21 protein-coding genes are annotated in these 23,401 nt (G+C 41.0%); 20 read left to right on the top strand and 1 reads right to left on the bottom strand.

Features of this window, described 5'->3' with window-relative positions; translation table 11 throughout:
• Nucleotides 1-381: 381 nt before the first annotated feature.
• Nucleotides 382-1,329, top strand: a complete 948-nt coding sequence (locus tag HMPREF9703_RS06475) for an NAD(P)-dependent oxidoreductase (RefSeq protein WP_004636528.1) — start codon at nt 382-384, stop codon at nt 1,327-1,329.
• 9 nt (nt 1,330-1,338) lie between these two features.
• A complete protein-coding gene (gene pepF, locus HMPREF9703_RS06470; RefSeq protein WP_040376838.1) occupies nt 1,339-3,144 on the top strand; it encodes an oligoendopeptidase F in 1,806 nt (601 codons plus the stop codon).
• Nucleotides 3,145-3,282: 138 nt separating this feature from the next.
• Here pepF and HMPREF9703_RS06465 read toward each other — a convergent pair whose 3' ends face one another.
• On the bottom strand, nt 3,283-3,756 hold the full coding sequence (locus HMPREF9703_RS06465; RefSeq protein ID WP_004636526.1) for a glutathione peroxidase: 474 nt from the start codon (nt 3,754-3,756) through the stop codon (nt 3,283-3,285).
• 182 nt (nt 3,757-3,938) lie between these two features.
• On the opposite strand from HMPREF9703_RS06465, the gene HMPREF9703_RS06460 reads away from it, so the two are divergent.
• The 18 genes from HMPREF9703_RS06460 (at nt 3,939) to thrS (ending at nt 23,395) form a co-directional block, all read left to right on the top strand.
• Complete coding sequence (locus tag HMPREF9703_RS06460) at nt 3,939-4,901, top strand: LysM peptidoglycan-binding domain-containing protein (RefSeq protein ID WP_004636525.1); 963 nt, start codon at nt 3,939-3,941, stop codon at nt 4,899-4,901.
• 182 nt (nt 4,902-5,083) lie between these two features.
• Nucleotides 5,084-7,912: an excinuclease ABC subunit UvrA gene (gene uvrA / locus HMPREF9703_RS06455; RefSeq protein ID WP_004636524.1), complete on the top strand. Its 2,829-nt coding sequence runs from the start codon at nt 5,084-5,086 to the stop codon at nt 7,910-7,912.
• Nucleotides 7,913-8,065: 153 nt separating this feature from the next.
• Nucleotides 8,066-9,730 carry a daptomycin-sensing surface protein LiaX gene (gene liaX, locus HMPREF9703_RS06450; protein ID WP_004636523.1) on the top strand — a complete coding sequence of 555 codons (1,665 nt, stop codon included), beginning with the start codon at nt 8,066-8,068 and terminating at the stop codon, nt 9,728-9,730.
• Nucleotides 9,720-10,013 carry a PspC domain-containing protein gene (locus HMPREF9703_RS06445; protein WP_004636522.1) on the top strand — a complete coding sequence of 98 codons (294 nt, stop codon included), beginning with the start codon at nt 9,720-9,722 and terminating at the stop codon, nt 10,011-10,013. The genes liaX and HMPREF9703_RS06445 overlap by 11 nt, the downstream gene beginning before the upstream one ends.
• A gap of 111 nt (nt 10,014-10,124) precedes the next feature.
• Nucleotides 10,125-10,307 carry a PspC domain-containing protein gene (locus HMPREF9703_RS06440; protein ID WP_004636521.1) on the top strand — a complete coding sequence of 61 codons (183 nt, stop codon included), beginning with the start codon at nt 10,125-10,127 and terminating at the stop codon, nt 10,305-10,307.
• Nucleotides 10,308-10,327: 20 nt separating this feature from the next.
• Nucleotides 10,328-10,630, top strand: coding sequence for a PspC domain-containing protein (locus tag HMPREF9703_RS06435; protein ID WP_004636520.1), 303 nt, complete (start codon nt 10,328-10,330; stop codon nt 10,628-10,630).
• Between the two features lie 104 nt (nt 10,631-10,734).
• Nucleotides 10,735-11,088: a phage holin family protein gene (locus tag HMPREF9703_RS06430; protein WP_004636519.1), complete on the top strand. Its 354-nt coding sequence runs from the start codon at nt 10,735-10,737 to the stop codon at nt 11,086-11,088.
• 123 nt (nt 11,089-11,211) lie between these two features.
• Nucleotides 11,212-12,156 carry an HPr(Ser) kinase/phosphatase gene (gene hprK, locus HMPREF9703_RS06425; RefSeq protein ID WP_004636518.1) on the top strand — a complete coding sequence of 315 codons (945 nt, stop codon included), beginning with the start codon at nt 11,212-11,214 and terminating at the stop codon, nt 12,154-12,156.
• 3 nt (nt 12,157-12,159) lie between these two features.
• Nucleotides 12,160-13,038, top strand: coding sequence for a prolipoprotein diacylglyceryl transferase (lgt, locus tag HMPREF9703_RS06420; RefSeq protein WP_004636517.1), 879 nt, complete (start codon nt 12,160-12,162; stop codon nt 13,036-13,038).
• Nucleotide 13,039: 1 nt separating this feature from the next.
• On the top strand, nt 13,040-14,038 hold the full coding sequence (locus HMPREF9703_RS06415; protein WP_004636516.1) for an NAD(P)H-dependent glycerol-3-phosphate dehydrogenase: 999 nt from the start codon (nt 13,040-13,042) through the stop codon (nt 14,036-14,038).
• 52 nt (nt 14,039-14,090) lie between these two features.
• Nucleotides 14,091-14,519, top strand: a complete 429-nt coding sequence (locus tag HMPREF9703_RS06410; protein WP_004636515.1) for a hypothetical protein — start codon at nt 14,091-14,093, stop codon at nt 14,517-14,519.
• Nucleotides 14,520-14,531: 12 nt separating this feature from the next.
• The gene (gene trxB / locus HMPREF9703_RS06405; protein ID WP_004636514.1) at nt 14,532-15,470 is read left to right on the top strand and encodes a thioredoxin-disulfide reductase; all 939 of its coding nucleotides are present in this window, start codon (nt 14,532-14,534) and stop codon (nt 15,468-15,470) included.
• An 88-nt stretch (nt 15,471-15,558) separates the two neighbouring features.
• Nucleotides 15,559-17,283, top strand: coding sequence for a phospho-sugar mutase (locus HMPREF9703_RS06400; protein WP_004636513.1), 1,725 nt, complete (start codon nt 15,559-15,561; stop codon nt 17,281-17,283).
• Nucleotides 17,284-17,317: 34 nt separating this feature from the next.
• Nucleotides 17,318-18,208 carry an RNase adapter RapZ gene (rapZ, locus tag HMPREF9703_RS06395; protein WP_004636511.1) on the top strand — a complete coding sequence of 297 codons (891 nt, stop codon included), beginning with the start codon at nt 17,318-17,320 and terminating at the stop codon, nt 18,206-18,208.
• Complete coding sequence (locus tag HMPREF9703_RS06390) at nt 18,205-19,233, top strand: gluconeogenesis factor YvcK family protein (RefSeq protein ID WP_004636509.1); 1,029 nt, start codon at nt 18,205-18,207, stop codon at nt 19,231-19,233. Before rapZ ends, HMPREF9703_RS06390 begins: the two co-directional genes overlap by 4 nt.
• Before the next feature lie 37 nt (nt 19,234-19,270).
• Nucleotides 19,271-20,194, top strand: a complete 924-nt coding sequence (gene whiA, locus HMPREF9703_RS06385) for a DNA-binding protein WhiA (protein WP_004636508.1) — start codon at nt 19,271-19,273, stop codon at nt 20,192-20,194.
• 92 nt (nt 20,195-20,286) lie between these two features.
• A complete protein-coding gene (gene clpP / locus HMPREF9703_RS06380; protein WP_004636505.1) occupies nt 20,287-20,880 on the top strand; it encodes an ATP-dependent Clp endopeptidase proteolytic subunit ClpP in 594 nt (197 codons plus the stop codon).
• A 589-nt stretch (nt 20,881-21,469) separates the two neighbouring features.
• Nucleotides 21,470-23,395 (top strand): threonine--tRNA ligase, encoded by a 1,926-nt coding sequence (gene thrS / locus HMPREF9703_RS06375; protein ID WP_004636502.1) that lies wholly within the window; start codon nt 21,470-21,472, stop codon nt 23,393-23,395.
• Nucleotides 23,396-23,401 lie beyond the last annotated feature (6 nt).

Below are 23,401 nucleotides of genomic sequence, written 5' to 3'. Positions count from 1 at the left end.
AGCTGTGTTGTTTTGAATGACTCCAAAACGGTTGATATGCGACCAACTGTACGTGTGGTGTTTTAGAGCTGTGTTGTTTTGAATGACTCCAAAACATCAAGGTCAATCATAAAGGCAATCTCAGTGTTTTAGAGCTGTGTTGTTTTGAATGACTCTAAATTGATTGGTCAGATAACTTATGAGATTTAGAGTTATAGTGTATTGATTTTTGATGTAATAATTATTGAAACATATAATCCTGTTTAATCTTCTAGTCAAACTAGCTAATTAAATAGGATTTTTGTTTATTCAGGAAACAAGCTACTTGTGAAGTATTTCCCGTGATTATTAGTCGAAATTGTGGTGGGAATATGCGATAATGTAAAGCAAGGAGTGATGGCTGTGAGTAAGGAATTGTTAGTATTGATCGGTTACGAAGAGGATGTATTAGAGACGTTTCGAGAGATGGCTAGTGAATATCAGTTGGTGAGTGAGTTTGAAGAAGCTGATTTTTCGAAGGTTGAGATCGTACTGGGTTGGGATGAGCGGTTAGTTGATGTGCTTGAGTCTGGTGAACATCAATTAAAGTGGATTCAATTGCCGACAGCTGGAGTGGATAAGTTGCCACTTGATTTACTAGCACAAGAAGGGGTGCGGTTGACTTCAGCGAGCGGGATGCATACTCATTCATTGGCGGAATCAATTTTTGGGATGTTGCTAGCGCGTACTCGAGGCATTTTGCAGTCAGTTGAGGCAAGTAAGGCGTCACGTTGGGCACAAGAGGAGATTGAGCCGGTAGTTTTGTTTGATAAGTCGGTGACGATTATTGGTGCCGGTAAGATTGGAACTGAAGTGGCTCATATGGCGAAAGCATTCGGTATGCAGACAACAGGGGTTAATCGCAGTGGCGGTCAGATTGATGGCTTCGATAAGGTATATACGAATGATAACCTGGCAGAAGCTGTGGCAGATGCTGATGTTGTTATTAATATTCTACCGTTGACACCAGAGACAACTGGATTATTCAACTTATCCTTATTTAAGCAATTCAAACCTGGGGCAATTTTTGTCAATGTGGGGCGCGGTGAGTCGGTTGTGACGGCTGATTTATTGACAGCACTTGATCAGGAATTGCTAAGCTTTGCAGCGTTGGATGTGTTCGAAGAAGAGCCACTTCCAGCAGAGAGTCCGGTGTATACGCATTCGAAAATTTTGGCGACACCGCATATTGCTGGGTTTATGGATGATTATTTAGGGACATTGCGCCCGATTATTGAAGAAAACTTGCAGGCTTTCATTGATCGTGAAGAGTTGCCCGTCAGTGAAGTGGATTTAGAAAGAAAATATTAGAGAGTAGGAATGTATGTGAGTGAAACATTACAAGAAAGATCGCAAGTCAGTGCAGCGTTGAAATGGGATTTGTCAGCTATTTTTGAGTCGGAGCGTGCTTTTGAAGAAACGTTAGAGCAGCTTGGCGGGAAAGCGAAGGAGTTTAAGGATCAATATGCCGGTCGGTTGACGGAAGCGGGGATTATCTTAGAGTCGATTCAGGTTTACGAGTCGATTCAGAGTTTAACGTCGCGTGTGTATGATTATGCGTTCTTACCGACATCAGTAGATATTACCGATGCTGAAAGTCAGAAGCGGGTTCAACGGGTGAGTAATGAATTGGCTAAGTTGGGGGCTATCTTAAGCTTTTATGAATCTGAATTAATGGAAGCTGAGGAAGCGACATTGGATGCAGTTGTCGCGTTAGATGAGCGTTATGAGCCGTTTATTCGTGAGGTGAAAAAAGGAAAAGCTCACAAGTTGCCGGCAGTAGTGGAAGAGGCGCTGGCTAACTTAAGCCCTGTGTTAGATAGTCATGCGGAATTATTCGAACAGATTCGGTCTGCCGATGCTGATTTTGGAACATTTGAAGCAAATGGCAAGCAGCATGATTTGAGCTTTGTTGGCTATGAAGAAGGCTATATGTATTCGGAGGATGGTGAGATTCGCCGCCAATCCTATGATCAGTTCAATCAAGTGCTGGGTCAATATCAATATACAGCGGCGACGAACTATTACAATCATGTGATGAAAGAAAAAACATTAGCAACGATGCGCGGTTATGATTCGGTGATTGATTATTTATTGGATAGTCAAGATGTTGATCGAGCGATGTATGACCGTCAGATTGATCTTATTATGTCGGATTTTGCACCGGTAATGCGTAAGTATATTACGCATGTGAAAGAGGAGCAAGGCTTAGACAAGATGACGTATGCAGATCTGAAGTTGGATTTGGATCCAGATTATACGGAAACATTAACCATTGCTGAGTCGCGTGAGGTGATTGCTCAGGCGGTAGAAGTTCTGGGTGATGATTATGTGGATATTATGATGCGAGCTTATGATGAGAACTGGATCGATTTTGCGCGTAATAAAGGGAAGCGTTCGGGTGCCTTCTGTTCGACACCAGCTGATACGCATCCGTACATTATGTTGTCGTATTCTGGATTGTTGAGCGATGCGTATACATTAATTCATGAGTTGGGGCATGCGGGACATTTCCACTATGTCTACCAAGAGCAAGTCTTAACGGCAGGTCGTCCATCCTTATACTTGATTGAGGCTCCGTCGACCTTTAATGAATTGCTCCTTAGTGATTACTTACGAAAAGATGCGGATTCACCGCGGAAAGAACGGTCGATTATTGCTAAGATGATCTCCAAGACATACTTCCACAATTTTGTCACACATTTATTGGAAGCGGACTTCCAGCGAAAAGTGTATGAGCGAATCGATGCGGGTCAAGGATTTGATGCTAATGTGTTGAATGAATTGAAGCGCGAGACATTGGAAGCATTCTGGGGTGATGCGGTTGAGATTGAACCGGGAGCGGAGTTAACGTGGATGCGTCAAGTTCATTACTTCTATGGGTTATATCCATACACGTACTCAGCTGGTTTAACGATTGCTACGCAAGCTTTCTTGAAGTTAAAAGCGGGTGAGCTTGAAGCAGAGAATTGGTTAGACTTCTTGAAGTTAGGTGGACGTCAGTTGCCAAAAGATGCTGCTAAAGTTGCAGGTGTTGACGTTGGAAGCGACCAAGCCTTGAAAGACACGATTGCTTATCTCGATGAATCAGTCGATCGAATGATTGAATTGACCACTCAAATATAAATGAATATTGCAAGATAAGGCGTTGTATAAATAGCTTAAAAGCACTTAGAATCTGGTTGACTGTAGTATCAACGGGGTATCTAAGTGCTTTATTATAGTGGTGAAATAGTCGTATTTTTCATTAAGAGTTATATCATGTTAATCAGCGGAGAGTAACGCTTCGATTTCTTCGCGTAAGTCGAGCGGCGACGTAATAGGGCTGAATTGTTTCACCGTGTCAGCATTCGGGCTGATGAGAAACTTGTTGTAATTCCACTTAATGAGCTTTAGCCCTGTTCGTTCTTTCAGAGTTGCGAAGAGTGGGTGGGTGTGCTTGCCATTGACCTTCACTTTTTCGAATAAGGGAAAGGTTACATTAAAATTTGTGGCACAGAAGTTTTGGATCTCCATGCCGTCGAGCGGTTCTTGGCCCAAAAATTGGTTGCAAGGGAAACCAAGTACAGTGAAACCGCAGTTCTTATAGTCTTGATAGAGTGTCTCAAGCTCCTCTAGTTGGTTTTTTAGCCCACAGTTAGAGGCTGTGTTCACAATGAGGATAGTTTGGTTTTTATAACTATTTAATGTTATGGTTGGTTGATCAATTGGTTTTACTTTAATATCATACAAATTCATATAATCACCTCTAAATTATTATAGCATATAGAATCGTTAACTGAACTATTACTATGAAGGAATTTTTTGAAATGTCAGATAAAAACATCTTATCTAGGTAAAATTGTATTGTTTTTGTGTAATTATAATGATATTATATGTGTGCTATAAAAAATGATATCATATATTGAAGGGATCTAATTATGAAAAAACAAATAAATGTGAAGAGTTTATCAACTATTGCACTGGTTGCATTAACGAGCTCAATTATCGGTGTGTCTACTGTTTCAGCCAGCAGTGGTGAGACGGGAAATATTAATCAACCCGCCCTTTATACGGTGCAAGAAGGAGATAATTTATATCGAATTAGTCAGCGATATAATATGAGTATTGAGGAGTTAAAACAACTTAACGCATTGGGGGAAGCGTATATGCTACATCCTGGTGATCAATTAAAAGTTGAAAGAAATCAGAGCAATTCAGATAAGAAAGTATATGAAGTCAAAGCAGGGGATTCACCGTATAAAATAGCTCAAAAATTTGGTGTAACAGTAGCTGATATTTACCAATGGAATCACATCGATGCTGGGACTATGCTCTATCCAGGAAATACAGTAGTGGTATCAGGAGGAACTAAAAAAACGACCGATACTGCAGAAAAGGGAATAGACCGCATTCATGAAGTGACTAATAATAAATATAACTCAGCTAGTTATGAAGTTAGAGTCGAAAGAAAACAAGCGGATCATACAGTCATTTATAGTTTGGCCGATAAAACACCAGAAAAGCTAACGGTCTTCAAGTGGTTTAAATATGATACAGTGACAGATCGCGTATTTGAATCAACCGATGCAGCACCTAAGTCTTGGATGAGATTACATGATGGGGAACCGGTTGCTTCTATTGAGCAAACAGGACAAGAAAAAGCATTATCAGAAGAAGGTATCCGAAAAGTACATGACTTAACAGATTATGCTTATAATACAGAGAATTATTTTATCACTAGTGAAGTGATTGATGAACACACGGTAAAATTTGATGTATCCGATGATAGTGCTGAAAAAATAACACCAATCAAAGCATTTAAATATGATGCCAAGACAGGAAAAGTTTACGTGCAAGAAATTGAAGATCGAGCAGCCGATAAATGGCATTTGATTAATTAAGTAAAATATAATTATAAGAGTCATATTTTCTTTTGGTTAAGCGGGCATTGATTAACCCCAAAAGAGAATATGACTTTTGTGCTAAGAAACAAGCGGTAAGGCTAGAATCTTTATTTAACAGGTGTGTGTGTTATAATGAAATTCGATGCTAGATGTGTGATACATAATGAGGGGGATGCACTGTGGGAAAAGATGAGATTATTATTCGCGGAGCGCGATCACATAATTTGAAAGATATTGATGTAGTGATTCCGCGCGATAAATTTGTTGTTGTGACGGGGTTATCTGGTTCAGGGAAGAGTTCACTGGCGTTCGACACGTTGTATGCAGAAGGCCAGCGCCGTTATGTGGAGTCGTTGTCGGCCTATGCACGACAATTTCTTGGACAGATGGATAAGCCGGATGTTGATAGTATTGATGGTTTGTCACCGGCGATTTCGATTAATCAGAAGACAACGAATAATAATCCACGGTCAACGGTCGGAACGGTGACAGAGATTAATGATTACTTACGATTATTGTATGCACGGATTGGTGTGCCAATCTGTCCGAATGATGGGCATGAGATTACGAGCCAGTCAGTCGAACAAATGGTTGATACGATCATGGAGTTGCCTGAACGAACTAAATTACAAATTCTGTCGCCTGTTGTGAAAGCTAAGCGCGGTCAACATAAGCGTCTACTGGATAAGATTAAGGCAGATGGATATGTTCGTGTACGTGTGAATGGGGAGATCGTTGATATTACGGAAGTTCCTGAGTTAGATAAGAATAAGCAACATGATATTGATGTGGTCGTGGATCGGATTGTGGTGAAAGACGGTATTCGGTCCCGCTTATTTGATTCATTGGAGACGGCCCTTAATCGTTCAGACGGTTATGCCACGATTGATGTGATTGATGGGGAGACGTTACAATTTAGTGAACATCATGCTTGTCCATATTGTGATTTTACAGTCCCTGAATTGGAGCCACGATTATTCTCATTCAATGCCCCGTTTGGATCGTGTCCTGAATGTGAGGGAATCGGGACAAAACTCGAAGTTGATTATAGTTTAGTTGTTCCAGATGAGTCCTTGACCTTAGAAGAGGGCGCAATGGCACCATGGCAACCAATTAGTTCTGATTATTATCCTGAGATGTTAAAGCAAGCTTGTGATCAGTTTGATATTGATATGACGGTACCGTTCAAAGACTTGCCGAAAGAAGATCAGGAACTGGTCTTGCATGGCTCGGGTGAGCGCGAGTTTAAGTTTTCGTATACGAATAATTATGGTAATGTGCGGGATTCGGTGATGCCGTTCGAGGGGGTCATGGAGAATGTGTCGCGTCGTTATTATGAAACAAGTTCCGATTTTACGCGCCGGACGATGAAGGAATATATGACTGAATTGACATGTCCAAATTGTCACGGGAAGCGTCTGAATGAACAAGCACTTTCTGTCAAAGTGTTAGGAAAAGACATTGGAGACGTGAATGAACTGTCAATTGATAAAGCGAAAGATTTCTTCGGAGAGATGGATTTATCGGATAAAGATATGGCGATTGCCAAGCCGATTCGGAAAGAAATTAGTGACCGGTTGACCTTCTTGAAGAATGTGGGCTTAGAATATTTAACCTTGTCGCGAAAAGCCGGGACACTCTCTGGTGGGGAAGCACAGCGGATTCGTTTAGCAACACAGATCGGCTCTAACTTGAGTGGGATTCTTTATATTTTAGATGAACCGTCCATTGGTTTGCATCAACGGGATAATGATCGTTTGATTGATTCACTGCGCCAGATGCGAAATTTAGGCAATACGTTGATTGTTGTGGAACATGATGAAGATACAATGCGGGCAGCAGATTATTTAATCGATATGGGTCCTGGTGCTGGAAGTGAAGGGGGATGCGTAGTCGCTGCGGGAACCCCTGAGGAAGTCAGTCAGAGCAAGAATTCAATTACTGGAGACTACTTATCAGGCCAACGTCGTATTCATGTGCCAGAAGAACGTCGCGTAGAAGATCAAGGAGCCATTGCGATTCGAGGTGCTGCCGAAAATAATTTAAAAGAGGTCGATGTGGATATTCCACTGGGTCGCTTGAATGTGGTGACGGGTGTATCAGGATCGGGCAAATCGTCTTTAGTGAACTTAGTCATGAAAAAAGTGCTCGCTCGTGAAGTCGGACGTAGCAAAGATAAGCCTGGAAAACATCAATCAGTCACTGGTTATGAAGGATTAGACAAGATTATTGATATCGATCAGAGTCCAATTGGTCGTACACCGCGAAGTAATCCAGCAACGTATACGAAGGTGTTCGATGATGTGCGGGAACTCTTCGCTCAGACGAATGAAGCGAAGAAACGTGGTTATAAAAAAGGTCGATTTAGTTTTAATGTGAAAGGTGGACGTTGTGAAGCCTGTAAAGGGGACGGGACGCTTCAGATTGAAATGCACTTCTTACCGGATGTGTATGTGCCCTGTGAAGTCTGTAAAGGGAAGCGATATAACTCTGAGACATTAGAGGTAGAATACAAGGGTAAAAATATTGCTGAGGTGCTGGATATGAATGCCCGTGATGCAGCAGACTTCTTCGAAAATATTCCTAAATTAAAACGAAAACTAGATACAATTATTGATGTCGGTTTAGGTTACATTACACTCGGTCAGTCTGCTACAACCCTATCTGGGGGTGAAGCACAACGAATGAAGTTGGCCAGTGAGTTGCAAAAACGACAAAACGGGCACAACTTCTATATCTTGGATGAACCAACAACGGGGCTGCATACGCATGATATTGCCAAATTACTGGAAGTTCTGCAGCGCTTAGTCGATGTCGGCAATACAGTCGTAGTGATTGAACATAATCTTGACGTCATAAAAGTGGCGGATTATGTAGTTGACTTAGGGCCAGAAGGTGGTGTTGGCGGTGGAACGATTATTGGTGCAGGTACGCCAGAAGAGATTGCTGAGATTCCCGAAAGTTATACCGGACAATATCTCAAACCACTCTTAACCCCGTCATCTTAGTCTAAACTACTCAAAAAGTTACTTGCTTCATAGGAACCCTCTCTTAAAAATCCGAATATCAGTCGCAAGTCCGATGTTCTGTCTTGTTATTTCTGACATAATAAGGGTAACACGTGATGATTGATATGTTTTGAAAATTTAGGAGGAACTATGATGAATGAAAGAGAACGAATCTTAGACTTAGTTAGACAAGGCGTCTTATCGACAGATGAGGGATTAGAACTGCTAGAAAACTTAGCGAAACAAGAAAATAAACGAATGGAAGCTAAAGAGTTCGATAAAGAAATAACGACTGAAACTGAATGGGATAGCCATGATGAGACTGTAGATTATCAGCAAGAACTGGAAGAATTAGCAAATGAGATGACGCAGTATTCAGCAGAACTCGATCGCTTAAATGCTTCGATTACCCAACAAAAACAGAAGCGTCAAGCGGTAAAAGCAGAGTTGGATCAGTTAAAAGCACGTGCTGAATCAGAATACACACAAGCTATAGAAAAACAACAAGACCGATTAGCGGATTTGCGTGAAGAACTAACACTGGTCCAGGCAATCGATGAAGTTGATAACCACGATGAAGTAGCGAACTTGAAAGAAGAAATTCAAGCACGTGAAGAGCAGTTAGTTGATCTTAAGGAAGACGCTTATGAAGCTACTGAACAAATGATTGACCTTGAAGAGGACTTACAAGATATCGATCAGGAGTTGGCAGAATTAGATGAAGAAAAAAGAGAACTTTCTGACGAACTTAATAGTCTAAAAATGCGCAAATGGTCCACAAAAGCAAAAGAAGTCACCTCACAATTCGATTTCTCTCCTGATGAGTGGAAAGAAGATACAGAAAAAGCACTCAAAAAAGCGGGTCAAACGGTAGGAAGTGCTAGTAAAGACCTAGGTGAGCTAATTAAGACCACTATTGAATCGGCACGTGGCTTGTTCGATAACTTCGAATGGTCAGAGCAAGTGATTAAAGTTCCAACATTAGCCTCTGATTCATTCGATAAAGAATGGATTATTACTGAGAACCCAACTATTTTAGACTTTAAGAACGCCAATGGGAATATTTCGTTCGAATCTACGACAGACGAACAGATGCGTATTTCAGCTAATATTACCATCTACGGCAAGTATGATGAGGCAACTGTAGAAGAAGCCTTCGCTGTGCGCCATCAGTATGTTGTGGATGAGGATAAATTAACCTTCCACATTCCCAACAAACGAATAAAAGCAGACATTATTGTTGCCTTACCGAAGCAGACGTACGATTATCTAACGGTTAATGTATTGAACGGTAATATTTCCTTGAGCCATATTGATCTGAAAGATCTGTATATGAAATCAACCAATGGAGACTTCAAGTTAAATAAAATTAAAGCGACCATGATTGAAATAAAAGGGACCCAAGGAGATATTTATCAAAAAGATGTGGATATTCAAGATTTAATTATTAATACGGTCAACGGAGATATTCAAATTAGAGGAGATGTCATTAGCTCTGCTCTAACAACGACAAATGGTGATATTCGCATGACGCTCTTCAATCCGGAAGCTACGCAATTAGAAGCAACCACAGTCAACGGGGATGTTAAAGTCGCTCTGCCAAGCACAAGTGATATTGATGTGGAAGGGAAAGCAGCATTCGGGAAGGTGAAAAGTCGCCTGAATAATGTCGAAGAAGATCTAAATGGGAAGAAAAATTTCCGTTCCTTTAAACGCTTAAAATATGGCAATCCAATGACTGTTCAAGCGAAGACGACGAGTGGGAGCATTTACTTCAAAGATACAGACGAGAAAGTAGGGAATTCTGATGAAGCGTAAATTAACAAAATCACACAACAAAAAATTAGCCGGTGTTGCCGGTGGATTAGCTGAATATTTTGGAATTGATCCGAGTGCCGTGCGTTTAGCTTGGGTTATAGCAACGGTCTTCAGTGCTGGCTCAGCCATCCCTGTCTACATTATCTTAGCTATTCTGATGCCAAAATCAGACAATCACCACGCTAGACGATACCGATCACGTCAAAAATCAAAACAGTTCGGTAATAAGCGCTCAGCACCTCGTCAAGCGCGTGTTGATGATGATGAATTTGCAGATTTTTAAGTGATATAACGAGCCTATAAATAACAAGCAAGCGCGCTGACACTACATTCAACTAGCAGCAAGTGAGCGCGCTTTTGTATCTTAATGGATCAAATATGAAGGAGACAACCAATGAAAAAATTAACAAAATCTAGAGATAAATGGTTATGTGGTATTATTGGAGGACTTGCTGAGTACTTCGGATGGGATCGTGATATGTCGCGTTTACTTTTTATTTTGGTCGTAGCATTCGGAGCTGGATCACCTCTATTATTATATGTATTGCTCTACTTTATCATGCCTGAAGCAGATTGATTTAAGAGGGAGTGGGGGAAATGTCTAGCCAAAAGTTATATAAGTCGAAAAATAATTCGATTTTGTTCGGTGTCTTGGGTGGATTAAGTGAATATTTCAAGGTTGATCCGGTCTTGTGCCGAGTACTCTTCGTTATTGCGGTAGTCATGCTGGATACACTTAGCGGTCTGTTCATTCTAGTTTATATTGTATTAGCTTTTGTTATGCCAGAAAAACCGGCAGACTACTCTGATCAACCCTTAGATCATTCTCACTATAATCAAACACCAGAACAACCAATCGATGTTGATGAGATGGATGAAGATGAATGGAGCAATTTTTAAGGACTTTTGAACAATAGTTGTGTTTGTCGGAATAAATCGATATAATTAGATAAATTAGTAGCTGAATGAACTTATAAATTTTAGTTGAATGGAGTGATGTTTGGATGAAATGGTTGCAGACGACTTTATTAAATACGGTGATGTTTTTAGCATTAGCTGGATTTTTCTCAGGGTTAGTAATTGATACGTGGCAGACAGCCTTGATGGCAGCGTTAGTCTTTGGGATCTTGAATGCGATTATTAAGCCGATTTTAGTGATATTATCATTGCCGTTGACGATTTTAACTTTGGGACTCTTTTATTTCATTGTGAATGGAGCTGTCCTATACATGACGAGTTACTTTGTTAGTGGATTTTATATTAGTTCACTGGGCTGGGCGACTTTCCTTGCCATTATTATTTCACTGGTGAATTCGCTATTTGTAGCACAAACGGATATTCAATACCGACGATTCTAGGGAAAAGGCGTCTCGTACGTCTTTTTTTGTTGGTGAATATTAGTAGATAAAACTCGCATTAATTCCAATCAATCATCGCTTATGATACAATGAAATAGAGTAATATGAGAAGGAGAATGTATCATGACAGTAACAATTAGAGAACTAGTCGATGGTGTGTCGGGCTTGAAGGTTGTTGCAGGCGATGATTTTATGGATCGTCGTATTTCTGTAGCTGATGTGTCCCGGCCATCAATCGAGATGACGGGTTATTTTAATTTTTATCCGGCTGATCGTGTCCAGATTTTTGGACGAACTGAGATATCGTTTGCTGAGCGGATGACGTCAGATGAGCGTAAGATTATTATGAAAAAAATGTGTACGGAAGAAACACCGTGCTTCATTATTACGAGAAACTTGACACCTCCAGAAGAGTTAATTGAAGCAGCCACCCATAGAGGGATCCCCGTGCTAGTGGCGAACAAAGCAACAACGCGGCTGGTCTCTAATTTGACCAACTTCTTAGAGAGTAACTTAGCTGATCGTTGCTCGCAACACGGTGTCTTGATTGATATCTATGGTATGGGTGTCTTAATTATTGGTGATTCTGGTATTGGAAAATCAGAGACGGCCTTAGAACTAGTGAAGCGTGGCCACCGTCTAGTTGCAGACGATCGTGTAGATTTGTTCGTACTGGATGATAGCCGAATTATTGGGGAGCCACCGGAAATTTTGCGTAATCTGATTGAGATTCGTGGATTGGGTGTTATTGATGTGGTGAACTTATTCGGTGTAGGTGCTGTAAGAGCGTCTAAGACAGTGAATTTGGTTATCAACTTAGAACATTGGGATAAGAATCGCGAATATGATCGCTTAGGGAACAATACGGAATCATTCAAAATCTTCAATGTCGATTTGCCGAAGATTTCGATTCCTGTACGTGTTGGACGCAACTTGGCTATTATTATTGAGTTAGCTGCGATGAACCGTCGCGCAAAAGATATGGGACACGATTCGACCCAAACATTCGAAGACAACTTAGCCCGCTTAATTCAACAAAATACACTGACTGATTCGAAGGAGAAATAATAGATGAATTTATTGACCTTAACGCCGATAGATCCGGTTGCATTTGAACTAGGCCCCATTACAGTTGCTTGGTACGGCATTATCATTGCCAGTGCGATGTTAATTGCAGTCTTGTTAAGTAGCCGTGAAGCAAGTCAGCTCGGTTTAGATGATGATTTTATTGTTGATTTGTCGTTTTGGATGTTGCCACTGTCTATTCTAGGAGCACGTATTTATTATGTGTTATTTGAATTTAGTGCGTATGCGCAAGATCCGATACGTATCTTCTATATTTGGGAAGGTGGTATTGCGATATACGGTGGATTGATTGCGGGTGGCTTGGTATTGCTATGGTATAGTAAGAAAAACGAGACCGATCCGTGGTTAGTCCTTGATATTATTGCCCCCTATGTCTTGTTAGCACAAGCGATTGGACGTTGGGGTAACTTCGTGAATCAAGAAGCGCATGGTGGCGAAGTGTCGCGTGCCTTCTTGGAAGGGTTGCACTTGCCGGAGTTTATTATTGAAGGAATGAATATTGGTGGAACATACTATCATCCTACTTTTTTATATGAATCGTTAGTAACATTTTCAGGATTTATTGTGTTATATTTCTTGCGTCGACGTCCAGCGTTTCTTCGTCGTGGGGAAACAGCCAGTCTATACTTAATTTGGTATGGGATTGGACGATTCTTTATTGAAGGGATGCGTACGGATAGTCTCTATATTGGCCCATTACGCGTGAGTCAAGTTTTGTCATTAGTCCTAGTGATTGCGGGTGTTCTATTAATCTGGTACCGTCGTAAGTATCTCTATCCGCCCGTTCCATACTATAGTGAAGGGGTGCAGCCAGATATCGAACTGGCTCAAGCAAAAGCTGAACAACAAAAGAAAGGGCGATAACATGAGAGAGCAGATTACCGTTATTGGTGCTGGATCTTGGGGGACGGCCTTAGCTTCTGTCTTAGTTGAGAATGGGCATGATGTGTTAATCTGGTGTCGTTCTGATCAGCAAGCCGACGAAATTAACAATCATCTAACAAATGAAAAATATTTACCGGGTATTACGTTGCCAGCTCAACTAAAAGCAACCAGTCACTTGGAACAAGCAGTTCATTTTTCAGAGACATTATTATTTGTCTTGCCAACGAATGCAATTCGACCGGTAGCTGAGCAAATAAAATCATTCATAACCACGCCAAAATTTGTTATTCATGCAGCAAAGGGTATCGAACGAGATAGTGATTTACGGATCTCAGAAGTATTGACCGAGGTATTAGCTGATCAGTTATCAGCTGTCGTTGCCTTGTCAGGGCCAAGTCATGCGGAAGAAGTGATGCGACGTGACATTACGTCGATTACAGCAGCAGCTCATGATATAGAAGTGGCTCAAAAGGTTCAATCCTTATTTATGAATGAATATTTCCGAGTCTATACAAACACGGATATGATCGGGGTTGAGATTGGTGCAGCTTTAAAAAATATTATTGCTATCGGATCGGGTGTAATTACGGGATTAGGTTATGGTGATAACGCACGTGCCGCCTTAATTACCCGTGGACTGGCCGAAATTACCCGCTTAGGGGTAAAGATGGGCGCTGATCCATTGACCTTTTCTGGATTAAGTGGTGTTGGTGATTTAGTGGTGACCTGTATGAGTACTCACTCACGAAATTTCAAAGCTGGGCAATTAATTGGCCAAGGCTATACAGTTGAGGCAATGCTGGCAGAAGTAGGTATGGTGGTTGAGGGATTCTATACGACAATTGGAGCGAATCAACTAGCCGACAACTATGACGTTGATTTACCGATTGCACGTGCACTGTATCGGGTGCTCTATGAAGAAGCTGATCCTCAAGTAGCTATCGAGCGTCTAATGAACCGAGAAGGGAAATCAGAATAGTTGGTTAATTAGAGCATCGTTGCGTCAGCTGAATGTAAATGAGGGATAATTAATGAGTAAACAATTGAATAATATTATAGAAATGAATCCGAGTGCCCAACTGTATTATCAGCGTGCACTCAAAGCCTTTGATCGTCAACAAATGGATAAAGGGATTACGTATCTTAAGCGAGGAATAAGCTTAGCGTGGAATAATCAAGACTATTATTATGGCCAAATCCAACTCGCCTTGATGTACCAACATGCCGGGCGCTTCGAGGAGTCAATTGAATTGATTGAGGAGTTGATCCGAGAGCAGAAATCTACTTATCCAGATTTGTATTACTTCCAAGCAGTTAACTTGTCGTATCTGAACCGATTCGAAGAAGCACTAACGTACTTGGAGGAGTTCCAGTATATTCTAGATCAGAATAGCTTCTTAGATAGTCAATATCAAGAAGAAGCGGAACGAATGGTAGAGATGATTAATCAACAATTATAAAAGGAGAAAATAATGACCCAACCAGATAAGATTTATGATGTACTTGTCATTGGTGCTGGCCCAGGTGGAATGACCGCAGCACTGTATGCTTCACGCGCCAACCTATCAACGATTATGCTTGAACGGGGCGTACCAGGAGGCCAGATGATTAATACAGCTGAGATTGAGAATTATTCGGGCTTTGATTCGATTATGGGACCGGACTTAGCGACTAACATGTTTGAAGGATCTCAACAATTTGGTGCTGAGTACACGTATGGTGATATTAAAGAAATTATCGATGGCCCAGAGTACAAAGAAGTAAAAACGGCCGATAAATCTTACTTCGCGCGTGCTATTATCATAGCCACTGGAGCTGAGCATAAGAAATTAGGTATCCCTGGTGAACAACAATTAAACGGAAGTGGTGTATCGTATTGTGCCGTATGTGATGGGGCCTTCTTCCGTGATAAACATATTGCTGTCATTGGTGGTGGCGATTCTGCGGTTGAAGAAGGAACCTATTTAACCCAATTTGCAAAAAAAGTAACGATTATTCATCGCCGTGATCAATTACGGGCCCAGAAGATTTTGCAAAATCGAGCCTTTAAGAATGAAAAAATTGACTTCATCTGGGATACTGTGGTGGACGAAATTCGTGGAGAGCATAAGGTTGAATCACTTCTCACACGCAATGTGAACACAAATGAAACAGAAGAATTACCGTTCGATGGCATCTTTATTTATATTGGTTTAATTCCAAACTCAGAAGTTTGTGGAGATTTGCCGATTACAGATGAAGACGGCTGGATTGTGACAGATGAGAAGATGCAAACAGCAATTCCAGGAATCTTCGCGATCGGTGATGTGCGTGCAACTGTGCTGCGACAAGTAGCAACCGCGGTCGGTGATGGTGCGATTGCCGGGAATGAAGTATTCCATTATGTGGAAGCATTGAAAGAAAACAGTTAATTATAGCTGAGTAAGTGATAGCGCTTTTAAGGAAGATGCAATACGTGTATAATATAATAAACCAGATAAATTCTTAGGAGGAAATCAGATGAGTTGGAAAGAAACTTACCGTCAGTGGAAGCAACATGAGAATTTAGATCCGTTCGTGCACGATGAATTGCAAATATTAGAAAAAAATGAAGAGCAGTTGCAAGATGCTTTCTACAAGTCATTGGAGTTCGGAACAGCCGGGATGCGAGGTGTAATTGGAGCAGGAACCAATCGCATGAATATTTATACGATTCGCCAAGCCACAAAAGGGCTAGCAACCTACATTGATGCTAAAGGACAGACCGCAAAAGATCGTGGAGTAGTTATTTCCTATGACTCGCGACATTTTTCGCGAGAATTTGCTTTTGAAGCAGCGAAGACATTGGGTCAGCAGGGAATAAAATCATATGTCTTCGAATCTCTGCGCCCGACGCCGGAACTTTCCTTTGCCGTTAGACACTTAGAAGCTGCCGCAGGGATTATGGTAACAGCTAGTCACAATCCACCTGAATATAATGGTTACAAGGTCTATGGTGAAGATGGTGGTCAATTGTTACCAGCGGAATCTGATCGTCTCATTCAGTATGTGCAACAAGTTGATGAGCCACTTAATATCGAAGTCGCTGATCAAGAAGACTTACAATCAAAGGGCTTACTGACCATTATTGGCGAAAAAGTAGACCGGGCCTACTTAGATATGATGCGAGCAGTGACGATTGATGCAGATATGGTTGAAGAAGGAGCGCGTGACTTGCGCATTGTCTACACGCCACTCCACGGAACTGGCCAATATATTGGAACGAAGGCACTCTATAATGCTGGTTTCCGCCAAATTATATCCGTTGATTCACAAAAAGAGCCGGATCCTGACTTCTCAACTGTTGCGTCACCGAATCCGGAGACAGAAGAAGCCTTCAATGAAGCGATCAAAGTAGGGCGAGAGCATGAAGCGGATATTTTAATCGCAACGGATCCGGATGCTGATCGTCTGGGTGTAGCAGTGAAAACCTCAGATACACACTATGAAGTACTGACAGGAAATCAGATTGCAGCTTTATTAGTTGACTATATTTTAAAACAAAACTTGAAACAAGAAAAATTACCACAAAATGCGGCAATTGTGAAATCAATCGTATCATCCGAATTCCCAGCCGTCATTGCTGAGCGTTATAGTGTAACGACAGAGAATGTTCTAACTGGATTTAAATTCATTGCCGAGAAAATTGAGCAATACAAGACATCGGGTGAGCATACGTTTATGTTTGGTTTTGAAGAGAGTTATGGCTATCTCGCTCAAAGTTTTGTCCGTGACAAGGATGCGATTCAAGCACTCGTACTTATTGCCGAAGTCGCTGCATATCATAAGCTTCAAAATAAATCTTTAGTAGATGCATTATTTGATTTATACAATGATCATGGTCATTATGCAGAGAAGACCATTTCCATAACGATGGAAGGCGCGAGTGGTGAGAAGAAGATAAAAGAATTACTGACTAATCTACGAGAACAATCACCAAGTAGCTTTGGCGGCGTACAAGTCGTTAAAACAGAAGACTATTTAACCGGTCAATGGACCACAGCAAAAGGTGAAACGGGTGAGATTGACTTACCTCATTCGAATGTCTTAAAATATATTTTAAGTGATCGTAGCTGGATTGCAGCTCGTCCGTCCGGTACTGAACCAAAGATTAAATTCTATATTGGTGCGGTTGACGGTGCTAAAAAAGGTGTCCAAGAAAAAATAGAAGCTATCGAACAAGATATCGAGCAACTCGTTAAATAAGATGAACACGATTTTTTAAAAGAAGGTGAATGCGGTGAATGAACAAGTTGAAGTTGTTATTATTACAGGGATGAGTGGAGCCGGCAAGACAGTAGCTATTCAAAGTTTTGAAGATATGGGGTATTATTGTATTGATAATATGCCTCCTGAATTGCTACCCACTTTTTGGGAACTGACACAGCAGTCTGGTCGCTTCTCGAAAGTCGCGTTAGTGATGGATCTGAGAATGAAGGACTTCTTTAAACAAGTCGAAGGGGCGGTGAGTCAAGTTGAAGAGACGCCTTACATTGTAAAAAAAGTCTTATTCTTAGATGCTAAGAAAGAAGAATTGGTTTCGCGTTATAAAGAATCTCGCCGTTCTCATCCATTGGCACAAGATGGTCGTGTGATTGAGGGCATCCAACAAGAAAAAGAATTGTTAGCCAATATTAAACGAAAAGCTCAACTTGTTATCGACACAACAGATCTAACACCGCGACAATTACGGGAGAAGTTGTTGAAAGCCTTTAGTGATAGTGAGACAGGAGAGTTATTCCGTATTGAATTAGTCTCTTTTGGCTTCAAGCATGGCTTGCCGATTGATGCGGATATTGCCATGGATGTTCGCTTCTTGCCTAATCCATATTATATTCCTGAATTGCGTGAGAAGACCGGGGTAGATCAAGAGGTATATGATTATGTCATGCAGCAAGCTGAGACGGAAGAATTCTTCAATCGTTTCATGGCTTTGTTAGCTGTGAATTTGCCTGGCTATAAGCGTGAAGGAAAATCAAATGTTAATATCGCGATTGGTTGTACAGGCGGACATCACCGTTCTGTAGCGTTAGTCGAGCGAGTCGCCCAACAGTTGCGCTCGGACGGCTATAATGTGAATATATCTCACCGCGATAAGGACAAGACGAAGGAGTCAGTTGTACGATCATGAGACAAGGGAATAAACCAACAAGTAGACGCCCCAATATTGTCGTCATTGGTGGTGGTACAGGCTTGCCTGTTATCTTAAAAAGTTTAAAAGAATTAAATGCCCAACTTACGGGTATTGTGACAGTTGCTGATGATGGGGGAAGCAGTGGGAAATTACGTGAAGCTTTTAATTCTGTACCGCCAGGCGACTTGCGGAATGTGTTAACTGCTCTGAGTGATATACCTGAGTTGCAACGGGCGATTTTTCAATATCGCTTCAAATCTAAGGATAAAAGTTTTGATGGTCACGCGATCGGAAACTTTATTATTCAAGCAACCACGGAATTGAAAGGCAATATTTACGAAGCAATTCAATTATTAGCAAAAATGATGCATGTGGATGGATCGGTCTATCCTTCAGCAGAAGTGCCATTAGTTCTCCATGCCCGTTATAAGGACGGTACGACAGGGTCCGGAGAGTCTAAGATTGCTCAAGCTGGAAAAATGATTGATTATGTTGCCGTCTCACGAGCTGATAATCATGGGCCAGTCGAACCGGGACGAAAAGTTATTTCAGCTATTATGAATGCCGATATGGTAGTATTAGGCCCCGGTTCGTTATTTACTAGTATTTTGCCGAATTTAATGATTCCTGATTTGGGGAAAGCGTTGCTCGAAACATCAGCTAAAGTGGTCTATATTTGTAATATTATGACACAATTAGGGGAGACCGAAGACTTCACGGATGCTGAGCATGTGGATGTGTTGCACCGCCATCTCGGGCAACCTTTTATCGATATAGCGCTGGTTAATAATGGGCTTGTCCCATTCGAGCATGTCAGCAAAGAAAATAGTGAATATCTCTATCAAGTGAAACATGATTTCAAAGGCTTGAGTGATCAAGTGCCGACTGTGATTTCTGATAATTTCTTATCGTTATCGGAAAAGGGAGTTTTTCATGATGGACCTAAAGTGGCGCGTGAGTTATTCAAGACAGCGAATGATGTTCAAGGGAGACGACGGGTGATGGACGGATACTTGAAATGATACAGCAAACAATAGATTGTAGGAAAGGGGTGATAAGATGTCTTATGCAGGTGATGTGAAGAAGGAATTGACGATGCTAGAAGTCCATCCTGAGCATGCAAAAGCAGAGCTGGCAGCGCTTATTCGGATGAATGGGACAATGAATATTATTGACAAGCAATTACAACTGAATGTTCAGACCGAAAATGCTGCGATTGCTCGACGAATATATTCCTTAATTAAGGAAACATTCGATGTGCATGCAGAGTTGTCTGTGCGCCGGAAGATGAAGTTGAAGAAAAATAATATTTATATTTGTCGGGTTCGTTCGAATACCAAGTATATTTTGAATGAGTTAGGTATTCTGGATGGCATGCTTCATCTAGGTTCAATTTCGTCAGAGTATACGGAAAATAAACAGAAGATGAAGTCCTATTTGCGGGGTGCTTTTTTGGCAGGGGGATCTGTGAATAGTCCTGGCACAAGTCGTTATCACTTAGAGATTCACTCGATCTATGAAGCGCATAATGATGATATTTGTAAGATGATGCAGACGTTTGATTTGAATGCAAAAACGCACGAACGCAAGAGCGGTGGCTATATTACCTATGTAAAAGAAGCCGAAAAAATTGCTGATTTCCTATCCATTATCGGGGCCACGAATAGTATGTTTAAGTTCGAAGATGTACGAATTGTGCGTGATATGCGGAATTCAGTTAATCGTCTGGTGAATTGTGAAACCGCCAATTTAAACAAAACAATCTCAGCAGCCAGTAAACAAATTGACAGCATTGAGCGAATTGAGCAATTACAAGGGCTTGACAGTTTGCCAGATAAATTGCGTGCTGTTGCTGAAGTAAGACTAGCCCATCCCGAAGCTTCCTTACAAGAACTAAGTGACTTAATCCCCGGTGGTGGCATCTCTAAAAGTGGTGTGAACCATCGTTTGCGAAAAATTAACAAAATTGCAGAAGAATTGTAGAATTCAACTAGGATAGAATCGAAAAGTTTGACTTTTATTGACCTTTTAGATAAACTAGTGTTTGATACAATTTATACAGGAGGAATTAATTTATGAATTTAGTACCAACAGTTATTGAACAATCACCTCGTGGCGAGCGAGCGTATGATATTTATTCCCGTCTTTTAAAAGATCGTATTATTATGATTGGGGATGCAATTGATAATAATACAGCAAACTCAGTTGTGTCACAATTATTATTCTTAGATGCCCAAGATTCGACAAAAGATATTTATCTGTATATTAACTCGCCAGGTGGTAGTGTGACGGCAGGATTAGCGATTTACGATACGATGAACTTCATTAAAGCGGATGTTCAGACCATTGTGCTAGGTTTGTCTGCATCAATGGGAGCAATCTTGTCTAGTTCTGGTGCAAAAGGGAAACGATTCGCCTTACCAAATGCTGAGTTAATGATTCACCAACCTCTTGGCGGCGCGCAAGGTCAAGCAACTGAGATTGAAATTGCAGCGAAAAATATCTTACGTACAAGAGAGCGTCTGAACAAGATCTTGGCTGACAAAACGGGACAACCACTCGAGCGTGTTCAAAAAGATACGGATCGTGATAACTTCATGACAGCCGAAGAAGCCTTGGAATACGGTCTAATCGATGAAATTATGGATAGTTCTGAAAAACTAGACTAGTCAATCATAAATCAACTTATAAAGTAATTATATTGACAATAGTGGACAATTTGCTAAGATAGAATTAGATATTGTGTTGTAGTTGACTGTATTTATCGATTACTTGTGATAACCGTCTAATCAACCGTCGATAAGTATAATCCACTATGACGTAATTTAAAAGCTTTGGCCAGAAATGGTCAAAGCTTTTTTAAGAGGGAATTATCCAATAATTGAATGAATCAAATTGCTATCCGGTTTAATGTTTGGTATAATGGGGATAGTTTTGAGAAGATACGATGTGTTGAGTTGTTTTGACAGAGAGGGAAAGAACGCTGGGAATTTCCTAAAATACCAACAGATTACCACTTCTCATGAAATCATTGTGATTGACGTCTTATCCGCGTTAAGGAGATCGAGTTGTATGAGAGAATGATACTCATATAAAGTTGGGTGGAACCGCGATTAGTTAATCGTCCCATAAATATCTCAGATGAGATGTTTATGGGCGTTTTTTATTTGGTGAAGACCGCAACTTTTATGCAGGAAATTCGAGAGAGTGTAAATGGACTTAACATCAAATAGGAAGTTAAAAATAGGAGGAGTTAACATGTCAGAGATTAAGATTACATTGCCCGATGGATCGGTGAAGGAATTCCCAGCTGGTTCATCAACCAAGGATGTGGCAGCTAGCATTGCCAAGTCACTGGAAAAAGCAGGACTTGCTGGGAAGTTTAACGGTGAATTAGTTGATTATACGCAACCGTTGCACGAAGATGGGACACTTGAGATTGTAACCGAAAAACATGAGGATGCGTTAGGCATTTTGCGTCACTCGACTGCTCACTTAATGGCCCAAGCAATTAAACGTTTGTTCCCAGAGGTGAAATTCGGAGTAGGTCCAGCAATTGAGACGGGATTTTACTATGATACGGATACTGAAGAGACTATTTCAGAAGATGATCTAGAAGCAATCGAAAAAGAGATGAAAAAAATTACGAGCGAAAGTTTACCGATTGTCCGTGATGAACTTTCACGTGAAGAGGCGCTGGAATTATTCAAGAATGATCCATATAAAGTTGAATTAATTCAAGACTTGCCAGATGAAGAAGTGATTTCGATTTACAAGCAAGGCGATTTTGTTGATCTTTGTCGAGGAATTCACTTGCCATTAACAAGTGATATTAAGGTCTTTAAGCTGTTATCATTGGCTGGAGCATATTGGCGTGGGAATTCGGATAATAAGATGATGCAACGCGTGTACGGGACAGCTTTCTTCAACCAAGCGGATTTGGATGAGTTTTTACGTCTGCGTGAGGAAGCCAAAGAACGTGACCACCGTAAGTTAGGAAAAGAACTGGACTTATTCATGGTGGATCCAGAAATCGGAAGCGGCTTGCCGTTTTGGTTACCCAAAGGAGCGACGATTCGCCGTGTAATTGAGCGTTATATTGTAGATAAAGAAGTTAGCTTAGGTTATGAACATGTCTATACACCGATTATGGCGGATGCGAAGTTATACCAACAATCCGGTCACTGGGATCATTACCAAGATGATATGTTCCCGCCAATGGACATGGGTGATGGGGAATTGCTTGTCTTGCGTCCAATGAACTGCCCACACCATATGAAAATATTTGGGAAAGAAACGCGTAGTTACCGTGATTTGCCGCTCCGTATTGCAGAGTTAGGGCAGATGCACCGTTACGAAAAATCTGGTGCCTTAAGTGGATTGCAACGTGTGCGTGAGATGACATTGAATGATGCGCACGTCTTCGTTCGTCCAGATCAAATTAAAGAAGAATTCCGTCGCGTCATTAACTTGATCTTGGAAGTTTACAAAGATTTTAACATTACAGATTATCGTTTCCGCCTCAGCTTGCGTGATCCGGAAAATAAAGAGAAATACTTCGATGATGATGAGATGTGGAAAAAAGCTGAAGGTATGTTGCGTGAGACCCTTGATGAGATGGAAATCGACTATTATGAAGCAATCGGAGAAGCAGCCTTCTATGGTCCGAAGCTAGATGTTCAAGTCAAAACAGCAATTGGTCTGGAAGAAACCCTCTCAACTGTTCAGCTGGACTTCTTATTACCAGAAAAATTTGATCTAACTTATGTAGGTGAAGATGGACAAGATATTCACCGACCTGTTGTTATTCACCGTGGTGTCGTTTCAACGATGGAACGCTTCATTGCTTACTTGATTGAAGAGTATAAAGGGGCTTTCCCAACCTGGCTAGCACCGGTTCAAGCGCGCATTATTCCTGTTAGCTTAGAAGCTCATATGGAATATGCTGAACAAGTGAAGAACCAATTACAACAAGCTGGTATGCGAGTTGAAATCGACACCCGTAATGAAAAAATGGGGTACAAAATTCGTGATGCCCAAACGATGAAAATTCCTTACCAAATTATTGTGGGAGATAATGAGATTGATAGCGAGACAATTAATGTTCGTGCATATGGAGCAGATGATTCAAGTGCACAATCGGTTGAATCATTCTTAGATGACGTTGAAATTTCAAAAGTTTAGTGTAAG

It is taken from the genome of Dolosigranulum pigrum ATCC 51524, assembly GCF_000245815.1.
Taxonomy (GTDB): Bacteria; Bacillota; Bacilli; order Lactobacillales; family Carnobacteriaceae_A; genus Dolosigranulum; species Dolosigranulum pigrum.
Note: the sequence above shows the minus strand (reverse complement) of the source record. Positions and strands in the feature narration are given on the sequence as shown.